Below are 16,366 nucleotides of genomic sequence, written 5' to 3'. Positions count from 1 at the left end.
TCTTTGCCACGAGTGGCGGTAAAGCTTAGTTCCTGTCGAGTCTAGTTGGGCCCAGTCTAGTTGTGCCGCAGTCCAGTTGTGGTCCACCCTAGCTGCCCGCGCAGGCGGGCAGGCCGGCGGTGTCCTGCCCGCTGCCGGCGACCTCCACGGCATGCCGTGCCTCGGCCAGGTTTTCCACCCGTACTACCTGGAGGCCGTCGGGGATGTGGCCGGCCACCTCGTCGCAGTTGGACGCGGGCGCGAGGAAGAGGGTGGCGCCTGCAGACCGGGCTCCCCGCATCTTTTGCCCGATGCCCCCGATCGGTCCCACGGCACCGTCCGGCGAGATGGTGCCGGTGCCGGCAATATGCTTGCCGCCGGTCAGGTCTCCCGGTGTGACGGTGTCGATGATGCCCAGCGAAAACATCAGCCCCGCACTGGGTCCGCCCACCTTGTCCAGGGAGATCTGGACGTCGAAGGGGAAACTGAACAGGTACTTGAGCATGACGCCGAGGATGAACCGGCCCTGGCCGTTGTCCTTTGGGGTCACCTCCACCGTGACCGGCTGCCCGCCGCGGTCCACCGTGACCGAGGCCGGAGCGCCCGTGCCCGCAGCCAGCTCGTCCTGGATGACCGCAAGGGAGGTGATGTCCTTGCCGTTGATGGACTTCAGGATGTCGCCCTGTTCAATCCTGCCGGCGGAGGGCGAATCCTGGGAGAGGCCCGCGGCCTGGAGCTGCTGGCCGAAGGGAATCTTCAGTTCATGCAGCGCGGAGGCCACGGCGTTCTCCTGCGAGGTGGTCATGGCCACCGCGCTCTGCTCCTGGGCTTCCTCCTTGGTGGTGCCTGTCGGGTAGATCAGTTCCACCGGGTACACCGACTTGGAGCCGTCCAGCCAGGCCGAGAAAGCGCCGAGGATGCTGACGGGGCCCGTGGGACCGCCGTCCACGTACACGGTGGTCAGGTCCAGGCTGCCGGCCGCCGGGTAGGTTTCGTGGCCGGTGACGTGGATGACCGGACGCCCCTGGCTCTCGCCAAGGGTGTTGTAGGTGGGGCCCGGCGACTCAATGACGTAGGGCACGGGCAGCGTGCCCACCGCAATACCCAGCCCCAGCGAAGCCAGCCCGGCAACCATCATGGTGGAAACGCGCCTGCCCCGGGCGCCGTCGTCGGCCGCTCCCGCGCTTCCCCAGCTCTGTCCGCCAAAGGGGGCCCCATCGCTGACGGGCGGCGTGCCTGCGGGGAAAGAAACGTCGGGAACCTGGTCCTCGGAGGGGTGGCCGCCACGGGTTGTAGTCACCCCATCAACAGTACGCGGTGGCAGCGCGCCGGAGTGCTTTGCCTAGAGCGAACGACGGCGGCGGGCGGCAGACAGCCGACCACCGCCGGGGTACCGTGAAGGTTGATTAACAGTCACACCGACGATCGGCGGGATCATGACCTCCAATCCACTCAATCCGTCCAACGGCGACGACAACCCCAAGGATCCGTTGACCGAGATGCTGCAGAACCTTATGGGGGGCAAGGGGATGGAAAACTTCGACCCCGCCGAGCTCGCCAAGGCCGCCGGCCTGCCGAATGATCCCAACCTGCTGGCGCAGATGTTTTCCCAGGTCCAGGCGATGATGAGTGCGCCGTCGGAGGGACCCGTCAACTGGACCCTTGCGCATGACAATGCACGGCGGGTGGCCGCCAGCAGCTCCGACCCCTCTGTGACGGCCCAGCAGTCCCGGGACGTGGACGAGGCGCTGCGCCTCGCGGAGCTTTGGCTTGACCCCGTCACGGACCTGCCCGCCACCGGGCTGATCGGCCGCGCCTGGTCGCGTGCCGAATGGGTGGAAGCCACCCTGGGCACCTGGAAGCGGCTGACCGAACCGGTGGCGAACAGCATCGCCAACGCGCTCTCCTCCGCCATGACCGAGCAGATGCCCGAGGAGATGAAGTCCATGATGGGCGGCGCCTCCTCGATGCTGCAGAACATGGGCGGCGCTATCTTCGGCATGCAGCTTGGCCAGGCCATCGGGGCCCTGTCCGCGGACGTCGTCAGCTCCACAGACATCGGCGTCCCGCTCGCCGACCTCGAAATGGCCCTGCTGCCTACGAACGTTGCCGCGTTTGGCGAGGGGCTGTCGCTGCCCGAGAACGACATCCGCCTGTTCCTTGCGGTCAGGGAAGCCGCCCACGCCCGCCTCTTCGTCCAGGTCCCGTGGCTGCGCGGCCACCTCCTCGGCGCCATCGAGGCATACGCCCGGGGCATCCACATTGACACCTCCCGCATCGAGGAACTCGCCCGCGATCTGGATCCCAGCAATCCCGAAGGCATTCAGGAGGCCCTCTCGCAGGGCGTCTTCATGCCGCAGCGTACCCCGGCGCAGGACCAGGCCCTTGAGAAGCTCGAGACCGCGCTCGCCCTCGTGGAGGGCTGGGTGGATGAGCTCACCGCGGCCGCCACCGAAAAGGTGCTGCCGTCCGCGGGCGCACTGCGGGAAACGGTGCGCCGCCGCAGGGCGACGGGTGGGCCTGCCGAGCACGCTTTCGCATCCCTGGTGGGGCTGGAACTGCGTCCGCGCAGGCTCCGCGACGCCGCCACCTTGTGGGCTGCGCTGAAGGAAGAGCGGGGCATCGAGGGACGGGACGCCATCTGGCACCACCCCGACCTCCTGCCCACCGCTCAGGACCTGGACGACCCCAAGGGCTTCAGTTCCCGCCGGAAGCTCGCCGAGGCCAGCGACAGTGAGGTGGACGACGCCCTGCAGAAGCTGCTCAGCGGTGGTTTCGACGATGCGCCCGGTACTGATGGGCCCGGTACGGATGGCGCCGGCGGAAGCGGCGGAAACAAGGACGACGACGGCGGGCCGGACCAGCCCAAGGGCTAAGGCTGTCCGGCGGCCCAGCTCCCCGGCCGGAGTCGGCGTCCTAGTCTGCGTCGGCGGGCCAGGGGCCTTCGTCCGTTCCGTTCCCCTGCCCCTGCCCGGCTGCGCCGGCAGGGGCAGTCCGGTCTGTGCCGAGGCCGCGGGACGTGGCGAAGGCGACGCCCTCCAGGAAGGCTTTGGCCCGCCGGGTCTCGGGGTACGCCTCGAGCAGCTTCCAGAACGCCGCGTTGTGGCCCGCCACCAGGAGGTGGGCGAGTTCGTGCAGCAGGACGTAGTCGATCACCCACTGCGGCATGCTGCGTAGTTTGTCCGACAACCGGATGGTGCCCTCCGCGGGGGTGGCCGAACCCCACCGCGAGTTCTGGTTGCTGACCCAGCGGACCGACGCCGGGACCGCGCGGCCGCCAAAATACTTGGCGGAAAGCTCCGCTGCGTGGGCCGCCAAGGCTTCATCGCTGGCCGGGCGCCGCCGGCCGGCTGCCGCCCGCCGCTCCCCCTGCCGGTGGAGCTTCGCGAGCATCCGGTGGACCCATTCCTTCTCCTGCGCCGCGGTGAAGCGGGCCGGAATGGCAACCACCGCCGTCCCGTTCTCCCAGAATGCGGCTACCGTCCGGGTCCGCCGTGCCGACCGGCGCACTTCCACCGGTGCCCCGCCGGACGTCGTCAACCCGGCCGTTTGCTGCCGGCCCCGCTGGGCTGGGCCGGTCACAGGGCCGTGCTCTCGGCGAGGACCCGGAGAACGTCTTCGCCGTACCTTTCCAGCTTTGACGGCCCGACTCCGGCCAGGCCCGCGAGTTCCTCCAACGATGCCGGCCGGGCTTCGGCGATAGCCGTCAGGGTGGCATCCGTAAAGACCACGAACGCGGGCACTTCCGCGGACAGCGCCGCCTCGCGGCGCCAGTTCCGAAGGGCGTCGAACGTTTGTTCCTCGTAGCTGGGCGGACAGGCGTTGCAACGGCCCACCTTGCGTTCCGCTCCCGTGGCCAGCATGCTGCCGCAGACCCTGCACATGGCGGGCGCGGCTGCCTTGCGGCGGGGTGCAGGCCCCTTGCCACGGGCGCTGGAACTCGCAACCGAATCGGGCCGCAGCCCGTCCAGGAACCGGGAGGGCTTGCGGTTGGCCCGGCCGCCCGGTGTCCGCGCGGTGCTCCAGGACAGGAAGAGGTGCTCGCGGGCGCGGGTGATGCCGACGTACAGGAGGCGGCGTTCCTCGTCCACGGACTCAGGGGCGTCGGCGAAGGAGATGGGCATCAGTCCTTCGCTGAGCCCCACGAGGAACACCGCATCCCATTCCAGGCCCTTGGCCGCGTGGAGTGAGGCGAGCGTGACCCCTTGGACGGTGGGTGCGTGCTGCGCGAGCGAGCGTTCCTGGAGTTCGTTGACGAAATCGGCGAGGCCGAACTCGGGTCCCCGGTTCTGTACGAGTTCATCGGCAAGGGCCACGAGCGCCGCCAGGGACTCCCAGCGCTCCCGCAGGGCTCCGCCGCTGTGGGGGGCGGAGTCCGTGTAGCCCAGGGACGAAACAATGTCCCGGACCAGCTGGCCCAGTGGCTCGGGAGCATCGCTTTCAGCCACGGCACGCGTGGCGGCCCGCAGCTGGAGGATGGCGTCCCGGACCTCCTTGCGGGCGAAGAAGCGTTCCCCGCCGCGCAGCTGGTAGCCGATCCCGGCCGCTGCCAGCGCCTGTTCGTAGGCTTCGGACTGGCCGTTGGTGCGGAAGAGGACGGCGATCTCGCTGGCCGGCGTACCGGCGTCGAGCAGTACTTTGATCTTCTGCGCCACCGTGGCTGCCTCGGCCTCATCATCGGAGCATTCGGTGAACTGGGGTGCCGGGCCGGCGGGACGCTGTGCCACGAGCTGCAGGGGCGTGGCCCAGGCGGCGTCGGCGGCCGGACCGCCGCTGCGCCGCCCGGCGAGGAGCTCGTTGGCGAGCTTCACCACCTGCGGGGTGGAACGGTAGTCCCTGATGAGCTTGACCACGCTGGCCTGTGGGTAGCGTGCCTTGAAGTCGAGCAGGTGCCGGGGCGAGGCTCCCGTGAAGGAGTAGATGGTCTGGCTGGCGTCCCCGACCACGCACAGTTCGTCGCGGCCGCCCAGCCAGAGCTCAAGGAGCCGCTGCTGCAGCGGGGAAACGTCCTGGTACTCATCGACCACAAAGTGCCTGTACTGTTCCCGGACGGTGGCCGCGACTTTCTCGTCCTCCTGCAGGATGCCCACGGTGATCAACAGGACGTCCTCGAAGTCGATCACGTTGCGGTCGGTTTTGACGTCCTCGTAGGACTGGAAGACGCGTGCGACGGCGGTCAGGTCGAATCCGCCCGGCGACCCCCTGCCCTGGGCGTTCTCCAGGTAATTGGCGGGCGTGAGCATGGACACCTTGGCCCATTCGATTTCCGATGCGAGGTCCCGGATGGAGGCGCGGTCGGTGCTGAGCCGCAGGCGCCGGGCAGCCTCGGCAAGCATTTGGGCCTTGTGGTCCAGGAGGTTGGGCAGCGTTCCGCCCACCGCCTGCGGCCAGAAGAACTGCAGTTGGCGCAAAGCGGCGGCATGGAAGGTCCGGGCCTGCACGTTCCCCGCCCCCAGGTCCCGCAGCCTGCTGCGCATCTCCGCTGCGGCGCGGGCCGTGAAGGTCACGGCGAGCAGCCGCTGCGGACTGTAGACGCCGGAGTGGACGCCGTACGCGATGCGGTGGGTGATGGCCCGGGTCTTCCCGGTCCCTGCCCCCGCCAGTACGCAGAGCGGGCCGTTGAGGGTGCTGGCCACCTCACGCTGTTCCGCGTCCAGCCCGCCGAGGATCCGGTCCTCAAGGGAGGCTGCTCCGTCAAAATTCTCTGTAGTCACTTCTGCTGCTTTGTGTCTCGACTACCGCGTGCTGGAGTCTGGTGGATGAAATTGCTAGGCGCCGGCCAGGTCCCGGATCCGCCCGCCGAACCAGTGCTCAATCAGGGAGCGGGCAATGGAGAGCCTGCTTGAAATGGTGATTTCGCCGCTGAGGACTGCTTCCTGCAGTTCCTCGCGGCTGAACCAGCGGGCCCTGGTGACCTCCACGCCGTCGGGCGTTGCCCGGGCGTCTTCGGTGACGGCGGTAAATCCAAGCATAAGGGAGGCCGGGAACGGCCATGACTGGGAGCCCAGGTACTGGCAGGCTGTGACCCGGACCCCGACCTCCTCCTGGATCTCCCGGACGACGGCCTCCTCAAGGGACTCGCCGGGTTCGACGAACCCCGCCAGCGTGGAATAGTTGCGGGCGTCCAGAGGTCCGCCTCCACCCAGCAGCAACCGGCCATCCGGCCCCACCACCGTGACAATGATGGCCGGGTCCGTGCGCGGAAAGTGCTCGGAGTTATCCGCCGGGCAGCGCCGCACCCAGCCACCGGCTTCCACCTCCGTTGGCGTGCCGCAGCGCGGACAGTGGGTGTGGCCGGCGTGCCAGTTGGCGATGGCGCTCGCTTCCACGAACAACGCGGTGGACGTGGCAGTCAAATCCCCGGCAACTTCCCGGAAACCGGCCCAGGAGGCCCCGTGCGGAATACCTGCCGTTCCGGGCTCAAGCGGCTCGGGCAGGACAAAGAGCAGCAGTTCCGTGCTGGCCGGAAGGTCCGAGGCCGGGAGCGCCGATCCCAGGTAGACCACCAACTCGGGGCCGGCGCCTGCCTTTCGAAGCTCCGCCAGCAGTTCCTTGGCTCCGGTCAGGACCATCCTGCCGTCCTTTACCAGGCCCTGCCGGCCGGACAGGACAGCGGCCATGGCATCTTCTGTTGCCAGCAGCTCATCCACCATGCCTGGCCTGCTGCGAGCGACCGATCCGCGGTCCACCAACGCCGGCCGCACCGGGAGCAGGGTATCCACCAGGTGGTTGGCCGGCGGCCCTGCCGGAATGGTTTGGTGGACTGGAATGACAGACTCCGCATGGCTCATGAGACCACCGTACTTACTGGTGCCGACATTCCGCATTTCCTTTGCGGGTTTCCGGGGCCCCGGGCGGAGGAAATCCAGCTATCTGAGGACTCGCCGCCTGCGGACCGCCTTCCGGGGCGGCACGCAATCTACCGTGGAACGGTGAGAAGAAAACCGATTGAACTGGCGGCCATTGCAACCGCGGCAGTCCCCGGACTGACGCCGACGGCCGTTAGCTCTGCGCCGGATGATCCCGCGGACTTCGATGCGGCACTGCTGCTGGACTCCGAGGGCAAACGGTGGCGGGTCAGGTCGCCACGCCACGCTGAAGCCAGTACCCGGCTCGAAACCGAGTTCCTGGTCCTGCGTGCTTTCGCCCCGGCGGTGCGGGCCGAGCTGCCGTTCCTGATGCCCACCGTGGCCGGCAGCGTGCGGTTGGGCACCCTGAGCACCTTTGTCTACTCGCATCTGGCGGGCACCACGCGCAGCGTCGAGGAACTGACATCCGGACCGGAAAGCCTGGCACGGGAAATCGGCTCCGCCCTCGCTGCCATCCACGACCTCCCGCGGTCCCTGGTCAGCAACGCGGACCTGCCCAGTTACACGCCGAACGAGTTCCGCCAGCGGAGGCTGAACGAACTGGACCAGGCTGCCACCACCGGGAAGATTCCCGCGGCATTGCTCCGCCGCTGGGAGCACGCCATGGAGGATGTCTCCTTGTGGCGGTTCAACCCGAGCGTGGTCCATGGGGACCTGCACGAGGACAACCTGCTGGTAGAGGCCGGGCGGGTGACGGCGGTGACCGGCTGGACGGACCTGCGAATCGGCGACCCGGCCGATGACTTCGCCTGGCTGGTGGCATCCAATGAGCAGGACTTCGTGGATGCCGTCCTGAAGGCCTACACCGCTGCCCGGCGTGATGCCCCGGACCAGCACCTGCTGCGCCGGGCAGCCCTGTCCGCGGAGTTTGCCCTGGCGCAGTACCTGGTCAAGGGCCTCGCCGCCGGAGATCCTGCAATGGTCTCCGAAGCTGAGGGGATGCTGGAGAGCCTCGCCAGCGACATTGCCGAATTCGGCGGCCAACCCATCAGCGTTGAGCCCCTCCCCACAGCTGGGAACCGTGACGGGTCAGTGCCGTCAACTGGGGCCGGCACTGCCGCGGGCAGTACCGGCCCTGCCCACGGCGGGCCAACTGCAGGCGGCAGCAGCGTCGTGACGCCAGCAGTCACCGTGGCGCCCCTGCCCGTCCAGCCCGCGGTCACTGTCGTCCCCGTTCCCCAACCCGCCGTGGACGTTGCGCCCATCCCGGCTGAGCCGCAGCAGGCCGTCACCGCGAACGGCGCCGCGAGGGCAGCCGGAGGCCCTGGGCTGGAAGCCGGAGGCACCGGGCTGGAAGCCAACGGGCCGGAGGCCAAGGGGCCGGACGACACGTCAACTGCGGCGATCTCCATCATCAACGTCAAACAAGGCTGACCCGGCCCGGGCTGCCGGCCAGCCTTCCTCGGCGAAGGTGATCGCCTTTGTCGCGGAAAGCCGGCCCGCAGCTCAGGCCCCGGCCAGCGCTCCCGCCACGATGGCCTCCAACTCGGCGGCCGTTCCCAGATCATGGGGCCGCACCACAGCGTTGTCGGCCACGTAGAAAAACGCAGCCCGCACTTCTTCAAGCGGAACCTCTTTGAGGCGCGCCCAGGCCAGCCGGTACGCGGCAAGCTGGATCGACCGGGTCTTCAACTGGGCCGCGGAGGGCCTGCGGCCGGTCTTCCAGTCCACCAGGTCCCAGCGGCCGTCGGCGTCGCGGAACACGGCATCGATCCGTCCGCGAACCACTACCTCCCCTACGCGGGTTTCCACCGGGACCTCTACGAAAGCGGGGGACCTGTCCGCCCAAGGAGAGGCACGGAAGGTGGCCACCATGGCGTCAAGGTCGTAGGCGGCATCAATGTGGTCGTCGGATCCGGGAGCTTCGCCAAGGTCCAGCATTCCCGCCGTCCCGTAGTACTCCTCCACCCAGGCGTGGAATGCCGTTCCCTTGCGCGCCGACATGCCGGGTTCGCGCGGAACAGGACGGCGCAGCCGTCCGAGCACCGCTGCCGGATCCTCCCCCAGGTCCACCAGGGTGGACGCCGAGATGTGGCTGGGGAGGTGGACGTCCTGGCCGCTGGACCGTCGGGCCCTGCGGTCCAGCAGCAGGGCTGCTTCCCGCGCCCATCCAGCCGCTGCGCCAGTCAGAGGGGGCCTTGCGCCATCAGCTGGCTGCAGCTCCGTTCCTCCGGACTCCATCGCCCGGAGGACACGCTCCGCCGCCCTCTCCATGGCCTGCCTGCGGCCGGGGACAAGGCGAAGGCGCTCCCCCGTGCGCGGGTCGACGGGCCCCTCCAGCGGATCATAGGGCCATCCGGCCACTTCGGTTTCAAGCGTCAACGGACTCGACCCGGGCAGCGCAGCTTCCTCCTGGGACAGCGGATGAACCACGGCGTTGGCACCCGACGCAGCGCTTTCACCGTGGACAAGGCCCTCAAGCCCGGCCAGGAAAGGGGACATTTCCGCCTTACCCGCCCGCGAGCCCACCCAGGCTGCGCTGGACACCCAGAGGACATGCTTCGCCCTGGTGTAGGCGACATAGGCCAGGCGCCGCTCCTCCGATTCACCGTGGGCCTGTACCGCGGCCTTGTAGTCCTTTTCGGCATCCAGCCAGCCCTTCTGGTCCGGCTGGTCAAGGTCCCACTGCGGCAGGTCGGCGCGGTCCCCGCGCAAGGGCCAGGGCAGTGCCGCGGCGCCGCTGCTCCAGCGGGAGTCCCTGTCGCTGGGAAAGGCGCCCGCGTTCAGCCCGGGAACAAAGACGACGTCCCATTCCAGTCCTTTCGAAGCATGGACCGTCAGAAGCTGTACTGCTTCCCGGTTTACGTCGGTGGCTGGTGCTTCCAACCCGTTTTCCTCGGCGGAGGCAGCTTCCAGCCAAGACAGGAAGGCCAGGACGTCCACCCGCTGGGAGGTGCGCAGGAATCCTGCGGCGGCGTCCTGGAAGGCATCGAGGTTCCGCCGGGCCTGGTGGATGCTGATCCCTGGGCGGGCGGCAACCTCGATGTCCAGCAGCATGGCCCTCTCCACTTCACCCAGCAGGGTGGTGAGATCGTCACCCAGATAGCCGCGCAGTTGCCTCAGTTCTACTGACAACCGCGCCAGCCGGCTCCGGGCCTCGGAGCTGAGGGACCTGCCGTTGGACGACACCCACCCGTCCCGCGGCAGGAAGTCCACAGCTTCGACCAGGCTCGCGGCGTCGGTCAGGTCACCTTCAAGGATGGTTTCCCCTGCATCGGCGCCCTCGTTGCGGGCACCGGAATCATCGGCCTGGTCGTTCCCCGGGACCGCCATCCCCCGGCGCCGGGCCAGCTGGCCGGACCAGTCACGCAGTGCCATGAGGTCGGCGGTTCCAAGACGCCACCGGGCACCGGCAAGCAGCCGCATCAACGCGTCGGAGCGACCGGGATCCGCAAGGACCCGGAGCGTGGCGACGAGGTCAACGACCTCCGGGGTGTCCAGGAGTCCGCCGAGGCCAACGATCTCATAGGGGATGCTCCGGGCTTCGAACTGCCGCCGGACTGCCTCCATCTGCGCCCGCCGGCGGCACAGGACGGCGATGGCCGGGGGAACCACAGAGCCGTCCGCCTTGCGCTCGAAATCGGTCACGCGGTACTTCACGACGTCATCCGCGAGGGCGGCGGCCTCGTCCACATCGCTGGCAAAGCGTCCCAGCACCACCGTTCCGTCCACGGCATTCGGGCTTGGCTGCAGTGGCGGCACGTCCGAGGCGGCGCCCCTCCCGCCCGCGGGCGCCTGCTGCGCCGCTGCCTTGCCAAGCGACTGGGACATGACGTTGGCCGCCGCAAGGATGGAGCGGCCGTTCCGCCAGGCAGTAGTGAGGTAGGACGTGGGCGCAGGCGCCCAGCCGTCAGCTCCTCCCGGTTGGCCGGTGCGGACGGGGAATTCACGCACGAAGTGGAACAGCTGCCCGGCCGAGGCGCCGCGGAAGCCGTAGATGGACTGGTTCGGGTCGCCCACGGCCGTCACTGCATGGCCCCCGCCGAAGAGCCTGGAGAACAAGACCAGCTGGGCGTACGACGTGTCCTGGAATTCGTCCAGCAGAACCACCTTGTACCGCTGCCGTTCCATGGTGGCAGCCAGCGGGACGTCCTGGGCCACGCGTGCTGCGAGGGCCACCAGGTCACCGAAATCGAGCGCACCGCGGGCGCGTTTGGCCGCTGCGTACCGGCCTACCATGTCAGCGACACTGGCCCTCGTCCGCAGCATGCCGGCGAGGTCGGCGGCCGCCTGGGGTGGATTTTTCTTCTTTTCGGCCAGGTATGGCAGGGCCTCGTATTCGGCGAGCCGTGCCATCAGCCACGCCTCGACGTCCTCCGGTTCCTGGAGGTGCTCAGCGCACTCGCCAGCGAGCTGGATAACGGCCTTGACCAGCGTGGACTTGGCGGCCCTGAAGTGCGTGTATTCGCCGTCATAGGCCTCCACCACCTCGCTGGCAAGTTGCCACGCCTGGGCACCACCGAGCAGGACGACGTCGCGTTCCACCCCAAGCCGCAGTCCATAGTCAGAGACGATGCCGCTGGCGAACGAATGGTAGGTGGACACCTTGGGTTCCAGAGCGTCGCTGCTGAGCAGGCCTTCGGGGAAGACCTGATGCCCGGTGTCCTTTGCGGCCAGCCGCTGCAGGGCCAGCAGCTTCGCCCGGATGCGGCTGGCGAGTTCACCAGCCGCCTTCCGCGTGAAGGTGACGCCGAGGACTTCTTCGGGGCGCACCCAGCCGTTGGCGACGAGCCACACCACCCGGTCAGCCATGGTGGCTGTCTTGCCGGAACCGGCCCCGGCGATGACCAGGCGCGGGGCCAGCGGAGAGGCGATGATGGCCGACTGCTCGGCGGTGGGCTGGTTTTTCTCACCGAGCAGCGCAGAGAGTTCTTCGGGACTGAAACGCGGCGGCGGGGGCGCCTCCGGAAGGACCAATGCTTCCCTGGCCTCGCTCACTCGGTTACCTGCCTTCCGCGGACGCACAGGGGGCACACCTCGGGGAGCCGGCAGCCGTGGCCGCCGTGGCTGCCCTTGGCTGGATCATGCCGTGCCGTGAATTCATTGCCGCCCATGACGGCCGCAGCTTCCATCACCATGTCCAAGGCCCAGTTCTCCTGCGGGTCAATGGGTTCCTGCTGTTGGATGGCCGGACTTTTCGCCCCGGTCCCCAGTTGCGCCAGCACCGCCCCGCCGGACAGGCCCGGCCTGTCACCGGGTTCTGCGGCGAAGCCGCCCGCGAGGACGGCCGCCTGGTACGCCCCAAGCTGGGGGTGCCGGGAAAGCTCAGCCTTGCCTGGCTGCCGCTTCCCCGTCTTGAGGTCCACGACGACCAGCCTGCCTTCGCCGTCAATCTCCAGCCGATCCACCTGGCCGCGGAGCGTGGCCGCGCGCGGCGACGCGTCACCAACATCCACCCCGCCAAGGGATACCTCGAAGTCCTGTTCGACCCCCAGGAGGCTGCGGCCTTCGCTCCTCATCACCAGCACATACTGCGCCAGCTTCCGCACCATCGCTTCCGCGCGCTGGAAGTCCAGCTTGCCCTCCCAGTTGTCCTTCATTCCGAGGGCCGGCCAGCGGCGGACGAGCTCAGCAACGTACTCCGAACCGGAGGCCTCGGGCATGTCCTGGGCGATAACGTGCACCAGCGTGCCCAGGCTTCGTGCAAAGTCCGTGGCCGCTTCGCCGCCGGCTGCCTGAACGAACCAGTCGAGCGGAGACTTCTGCACCGTCTCGACTTTGGAGGGAGATACGAAGACAGTGCCTCCGGGAGGAACCACCGGCTCAAGGGACGTCAGCGGTGCCAGCCCCCACCAGCTTTCCGGGTGGGCGCCTGCGGCCGCCGGCTCAGCTGCAGCAAGATGCGCCAGTACCCTGGCAGCTTCTTCGGCCTCGGGCGCCGCGGCCGCCTCAAGCTGGGCGTACTGCCGCAGCTCTGCGACAAGGGCACGCAGGGTCATGGGCCGATCCACCCGGGTGAAACCGCGGGCCTCCTCCCCCGCTTCCAGGGGTGCAACGAAGTCCAGGAAGGATGACGGCTGGTCGTCTTCGGACGAGACGGCGGTGCAGATGAGCAGTTCACCGGCCCTGGAGACGGCGGTGGAGAAGCTGCGGAGTTCGTCGTACCGGATGTCACGCAGGCGGCTGAGCGGGTCGCGCTGAAGGGCATACTCCGGCCCGTGCTCAACGGCATCCGCATACAGGGTGCTGCCGAGCAGTTCGCCACGGAGCCGTGTATTGGGCCACACCCCTTCCTGCAGGCCCGCGATGATCACCATGGGCCATTGCCGGCCTGCCGCGCTGGCCGGAGTCATCAGTTCCACGGCGTCGTCCAGCTGGGCACGGGCGGCGAGGGTGTCCATCGGCAGCTCCTGGCTCAGGAGGTACTCCAGGAACTGTTCGGGTCCGGCACCGGGCATCTGGTCCACGTAGCGTTCCGCGGTGTGGAACAGCGCCATCATTGCGTCCAGGTCCCGGTCCGCGCGTGAGCCGTGGGGCCCTCCTGCGAGCGCTGTTTCTGTCCAGGCCGAGGAGAGGCCGGTGGAATTCCACAGCGCCCAGAGCACCGATTCCGCGTTGGCTCCGGGCAGGGCTGCCGCCTCCCGTCCGGCGTGGATCATCCGGGCCGTCCGGCGGGCGGCACGGCCTTCGATCCCCAGGGCTCCCAGTGCGCCAGGTTCCAGCAAGGCTTCGACGAGGAGTGCGTCGCTGCTGCGGCCGCCGCCCCCGAGCAGTTCCTCACGCCGAAGTGACTGCCGGAGCCTGCGCAGCTCGATGGAGGTTGCTCCGCCGATCCTGGACGTGAGGAGGGATACCGCAGCCTCCGGGGTAAGCAGTGCCGGATCCAGTGCGATGGCAAAGGCATCCAGGAGCGGACGCACTGCCACCTCGTCCCGGACCGCGGATTCGGCCACCGGCACGCGTACCGGGATCCCCTGGCCGGACAGGTACCGCTGCAGCTCGCTGACCTGGCCGCCGTTGCGAACGATCACTGCGATGTCCGCCAGGTCCCGCCCGTGGTTGATGTGCTGGTCCAGGATGCGCTGTGCGACGTAGCGCAGTTCGTGGACCGCTGTGGGAACCAGGTGGGCTTCGACGGCGCCGGCGGGCCGGAGGGTCCCGGGCTGCTCCAGTTGCCGTGCCATTTGCCCGCCCGCGCGCTGCGAAATGCGTCCGGCGACGTTGAGCCATGACTCCGCCACGGCGGGCGCCAGCCCGTGGGCGTACCGAAGGGGACGTTCGACGGCGGGCCCCTTCGTTGACAACAGCCGGGGCAGCTCAGCCACCAGGTCAGGCCGCGCCCCCCGGAATCCCTGGACGACGGTGTCCGGGGAGGAGGTTATGAAACAGTCTTTGCCGGCAGCGATATCGGCAAGGAGTTCGAAGATGGCGGGGTTCGCCTCCTGGACGTCATCCACCAGGATGAGCTGCAGGCGGGCACGTTCGGCAGCAAGGAAAGCCGGGGCGTCCTGGAAGATCTGCCGGGCGGCCGTGATGATGCCGGCGGGGTCGAACGCCTCCGGCATCCGAAGGTCAAGGACGTCCCGGTACTCCGCGTACAGCGCGGCTGCCGCCTTCCAGTCCGGCCTGCCGCACTCGTTCCCCAGCTGCTCAAGGTCCGCTGCCGTCCGCCCTGACTCGATGATGCGGTCGAACAACTGCCGTACTTCCTGGCGGAAGCCGCGGGTCTCCAACGCCCCGTCAAGGTCCGCTGGCCACGGCAGCTCAAGTCCCGGCAAACGGTGGCCCTCGAGGAGTTCCTTGATGATCAGGTCCTGCTCCGGCCCGGACAGGAGGCGGGGCGGTTTGGACAGGGGAATAACGCCTTCGGCTTTGGCCCGCCTGATCACGTCAAAGGCATACGAGGCCCACGTCCGGGCCGGTGTGGTACTCAGGCTCCTGTCCAGGCGGGCGGTGAAACGGTCCCGCAGGAAATCCGCCGCAAGCCTGGTGGGCGCGAGGATCAGCATGCGTTCAGGGTCGACGCCGTCGCGGAAGACGCGCTGGACCGCTGCTTCGATCAGCACCGTGGTTTTTCCCGTTCCCGGCGCTCCGGGAACCATCACGGGGCCGGCGCCCTGGGGGACGTCAACGGCAGCCTGCTGGTCCGGCGTCAGCCTGACGCCCGCCGCATGGACCCGCCGCGGAGCCAGCAGCCGGAGGGCTGCTGCTGCTGTCCTCGCGCCCCCCGGGGTGGCAGGGCCGAAGGCCTGGTCCAGGTCCCGGGGACCTGTCAAAGGAAGAGTTACCGTCACAACGCCATTCCATCATCCGGCACCGACAATTGATGGAGCCCGCGCTCCAACCGGTCCGCTACCGCGTCGATACGGTCGAATTCATCGTCGGTGGGCGCCCAGCGTGCGGCTGCCAGGTCAACCCGCCACCTGCCTTCGCCCGTCCGGAGGCAAGACTCGAATGCACCCAGCAGCGGGGTGCCCTCATCAACGTACAGGAGCAGGGCCTGGGCTTCGTGTCCTTCGGGCGCATGGCCGCTCGCCTTCAGGACGCGCCACCAGGGGACACCGCCGCCGTAGTGGCTCATGACGGACCCCACCTGCCGGGGCCCCCCTGATCCCAGCAGCTCGGCAACATCCCCGTACGAGACCGCGGATCCCGCCGGTACCAGCCTCACAATGGCCAGGACCGCCTGCACGTACTCAATCCGCATTGATCCAATGTAGCCGCAGTGGCGTTCCCCGGAATTGTCGGAGCCTCCCCGTAGCGTGGAACCATGAGTACCTGGAACACCCTGCCACGAGCCGCATTCGACCTCGAAACCACGGGCCGGAACTCCCGCGCGGCGCGGATCGTCACCGCGTCGATCACAGTGGTGGACAACAGCGGTGAGGTTATCAAGGAGCACGAGTGGCTGGCAGATCCGGGCGTGGAAATTCCCACCGAAGCCAGCGACGTCCACGGCATCACCACTGAACAGGCAAGGCGGGACGGCCGGCCTGCCCAGGAGGTGACCGGTGAAGTTGCCGCCGTCCTCCAGGAGCTCTTCGACTCAGGCATCCCGGTGATCGCCTTCAATGCCAGCTACGACTTCACCGTCCTTGCCGCGGAGTCCGCGCGCTACGGCATTCCCCAGCTCACCCGGTTCCCGGTGCTGGATCCCTACATCATGAACAAGCAGGTGGACCGGTACCGGAAGGGCAAGCGCACCCTCACCGCGCTGTGCGAGGAATATGGTGTTGTCCTTGATAATGCGCATACGTCGGCGGCGGATGCCCTGGCCACGCTTCGGGTCCTGGACGCAATGGCCGGGAAGTTTCCCAAGCTGATGATGCCGGCCAGCCAGCTGCACCAGTTGCAGGTGGAATGGGCGGTCAGCCAGGCGGCGGATTTCCAGGGCTATCTGCGGAAGACCAAGCCGACGGCAGTGATTGAAGGGGACTGGCCCGTCCTTCCCCCGCAGGATGCCACCACCGGAGGGTTCTAGGTCCATCAGGGGCACCACGCCAGACATTGCGATGCATGTCACAGTCACGCTGCTTCACAAATAGTGCGCGAATCGCGCCACAGGGTTCGCCTCACAG

The 16,366-nt window shown here is 68.3% G+C and carries 10 protein-coding genes; 3 read left to right on the top strand and 7 right to left on the bottom strand.

Going from position 1 to position 16,366, the window contains the following annotated elements; all coding sequences use genetic code 11:
- Positions 1–88: 88 nt before the first annotated feature.
- Positions 89–1,279 (bottom strand): YlbL family protein, encoded by a 1,191-nt coding sequence (locus tag AC3IMC_RS04225; protein WP_490917177.1) that lies wholly within the window; start codon positions 1,277–1,279, stop codon positions 89–91.
- Positions 1,280–1,415: 136 nt separating this feature from the next.
- On the opposite strand from AC3IMC_RS04225, the gene AC3IMC_RS04220 reads away from it, so the two are divergent.
- Complete coding sequence (locus AC3IMC_RS04220; RefSeq protein ID WP_490917176.1) at positions 1,416–2,855, top strand: zinc-dependent metalloprotease; 1,440 nt, start codon at positions 1,416–1,418, stop codon at positions 2,853–2,855.
- A gap of 40 nt (positions 2,856–2,895) precedes the next feature.
- On the opposite strand, the gene AC3IMC_RS04215 is transcribed toward AC3IMC_RS04220, so the two are convergent.
- Genes AC3IMC_RS04215 through nudC form a run of 3 tightly spaced genes read right to left on the bottom strand, consistent with a single transcriptional unit; the run spans position 2,896 to position 6,770 of the window.
- Positions 2,896–3,561, bottom strand: a complete 666-nt coding sequence (locus tag AC3IMC_RS04215) for a M48 metallopeptidase family protein (protein ID WP_490917175.1) — start codon at positions 3,559–3,561, stop codon at positions 2,896–2,898.
- Positions 3,558–5,693 carry an ATP-dependent DNA helicase UvrD2 gene (locus tag AC3IMC_RS04210; protein WP_490917174.1) on the bottom strand — a complete coding sequence of 712 codons (2,136 nt, stop codon included), beginning with the start codon at positions 5,691–5,693 and terminating at the stop codon, positions 3,558–3,560. The genes AC3IMC_RS04215 and AC3IMC_RS04210 overlap by 4 nt, the downstream gene beginning before the upstream one ends.
- 54 nt (positions 5,694–5,747) lie before the next feature.
- Positions 5,748–6,770 (bottom strand): NAD(+) diphosphatase, encoded by a 1,023-nt coding sequence (gene nudC / locus AC3IMC_RS04205; RefSeq protein ID WP_490917173.1) that lies wholly within the window; start codon positions 6,768–6,770, stop codon positions 5,748–5,750.
- Positions 6,771–6,911: 141 nt separating this feature from the next.
- Between nudC and AC3IMC_RS04200 the strand changes: the two genes are divergently transcribed.
- Positions 6,912–8,222 (top strand): macrolide 2'-phosphotransferase, encoded by a 1,311-nt coding sequence (locus AC3IMC_RS04200; RefSeq protein ID WP_490917172.1) that lies wholly within the window; start codon positions 6,912–6,914, stop codon positions 8,220–8,222.
- A 72-nt stretch (positions 8,223–8,294) separates the two neighbouring features.
- Here the strand turns inward: AC3IMC_RS04200 and AC3IMC_RS04195 are convergent, their stop codons facing one another.
- Genes AC3IMC_RS04195 through AC3IMC_RS04185 form a run of 3 tightly spaced genes read right to left on the bottom strand, consistent with a single transcriptional unit; the run spans position 8,295 to position 15,495 of the window.
- The gene (locus tag AC3IMC_RS04195; RefSeq protein WP_490917171.1) at positions 8,295–11,786 is read right to left on the bottom strand and encodes an ATP-dependent helicase; all 3,492 of its coding nucleotides are present in this window, start codon (positions 11,784–11,786) and stop codon (positions 8,295–8,297) included.
- Positions 11,783–15,082 carry an ATP-dependent helicase gene (locus AC3IMC_RS04190; RefSeq protein WP_490917170.1) on the bottom strand — a complete coding sequence of 1,100 codons (3,300 nt, stop codon included), beginning with the start codon at positions 15,080–15,082 and terminating at the stop codon, positions 11,783–11,785. Before AC3IMC_RS04190 ends, AC3IMC_RS04195 begins: the two co-directional genes overlap by 4 nt.
- Positions 15,079–15,495 (bottom strand): MGMT family protein, encoded by a 417-nt coding sequence (locus AC3IMC_RS04185; protein ID WP_490917169.1) that lies wholly within the window; start codon positions 15,493–15,495, stop codon positions 15,079–15,081. Before AC3IMC_RS04185 ends, AC3IMC_RS04190 begins: the two co-directional genes overlap by 4 nt.
- A 63-nt stretch (positions 15,496–15,558) precedes the next feature.
- Here AC3IMC_RS04185 and AC3IMC_RS04180 point away from each other — a divergent pair, with 63 nt between their 5' ends.
- Entirely contained in the window at positions 15,559–16,269 is a 711-nt protein-coding gene (locus AC3IMC_RS04180) for a 3'-5' exonuclease (protein WP_490917168.1), read from the top strand.
- Positions 16,270–16,366 lie beyond the last annotated feature (97 nt).

Source organism: Arthrobacter sp. E70, assembly GCF_058266945.1.
This window is presented reverse-complemented; position numbering and strand designations above follow the sequence as displayed.

Bases quoted from the DNA above. Each gene is read 5' to 3' on its own strand.
- AC3IMC_RS04220 (WP_490917176.1), top strand. From the start codon at position 1,416: ATGACCTCCAATCCACTCAATCCGTCCAACGGCGACGACAACCCCAAG.
- nudC (WP_490917173.1), bottom strand. From the start codon at position 6,770: ATGAGCCATGCGGAGTCTGTCATTCCAGTCCACCAAACCATTCCGGCA.
- AC3IMC_RS04185 (WP_490917169.1), bottom strand. From the start codon at position 15,495: ATGCGGATTGAGTACGTGCAGGCGGTCCTGGCCATTGTGAGGCTGGTA.
- AC3IMC_RS04180 (WP_490917168.1), top strand. From the start codon at position 15,559: ATGAGTACCTGGAACACCCTGCCACGAGCCGCATTCGACCTCGAAACC.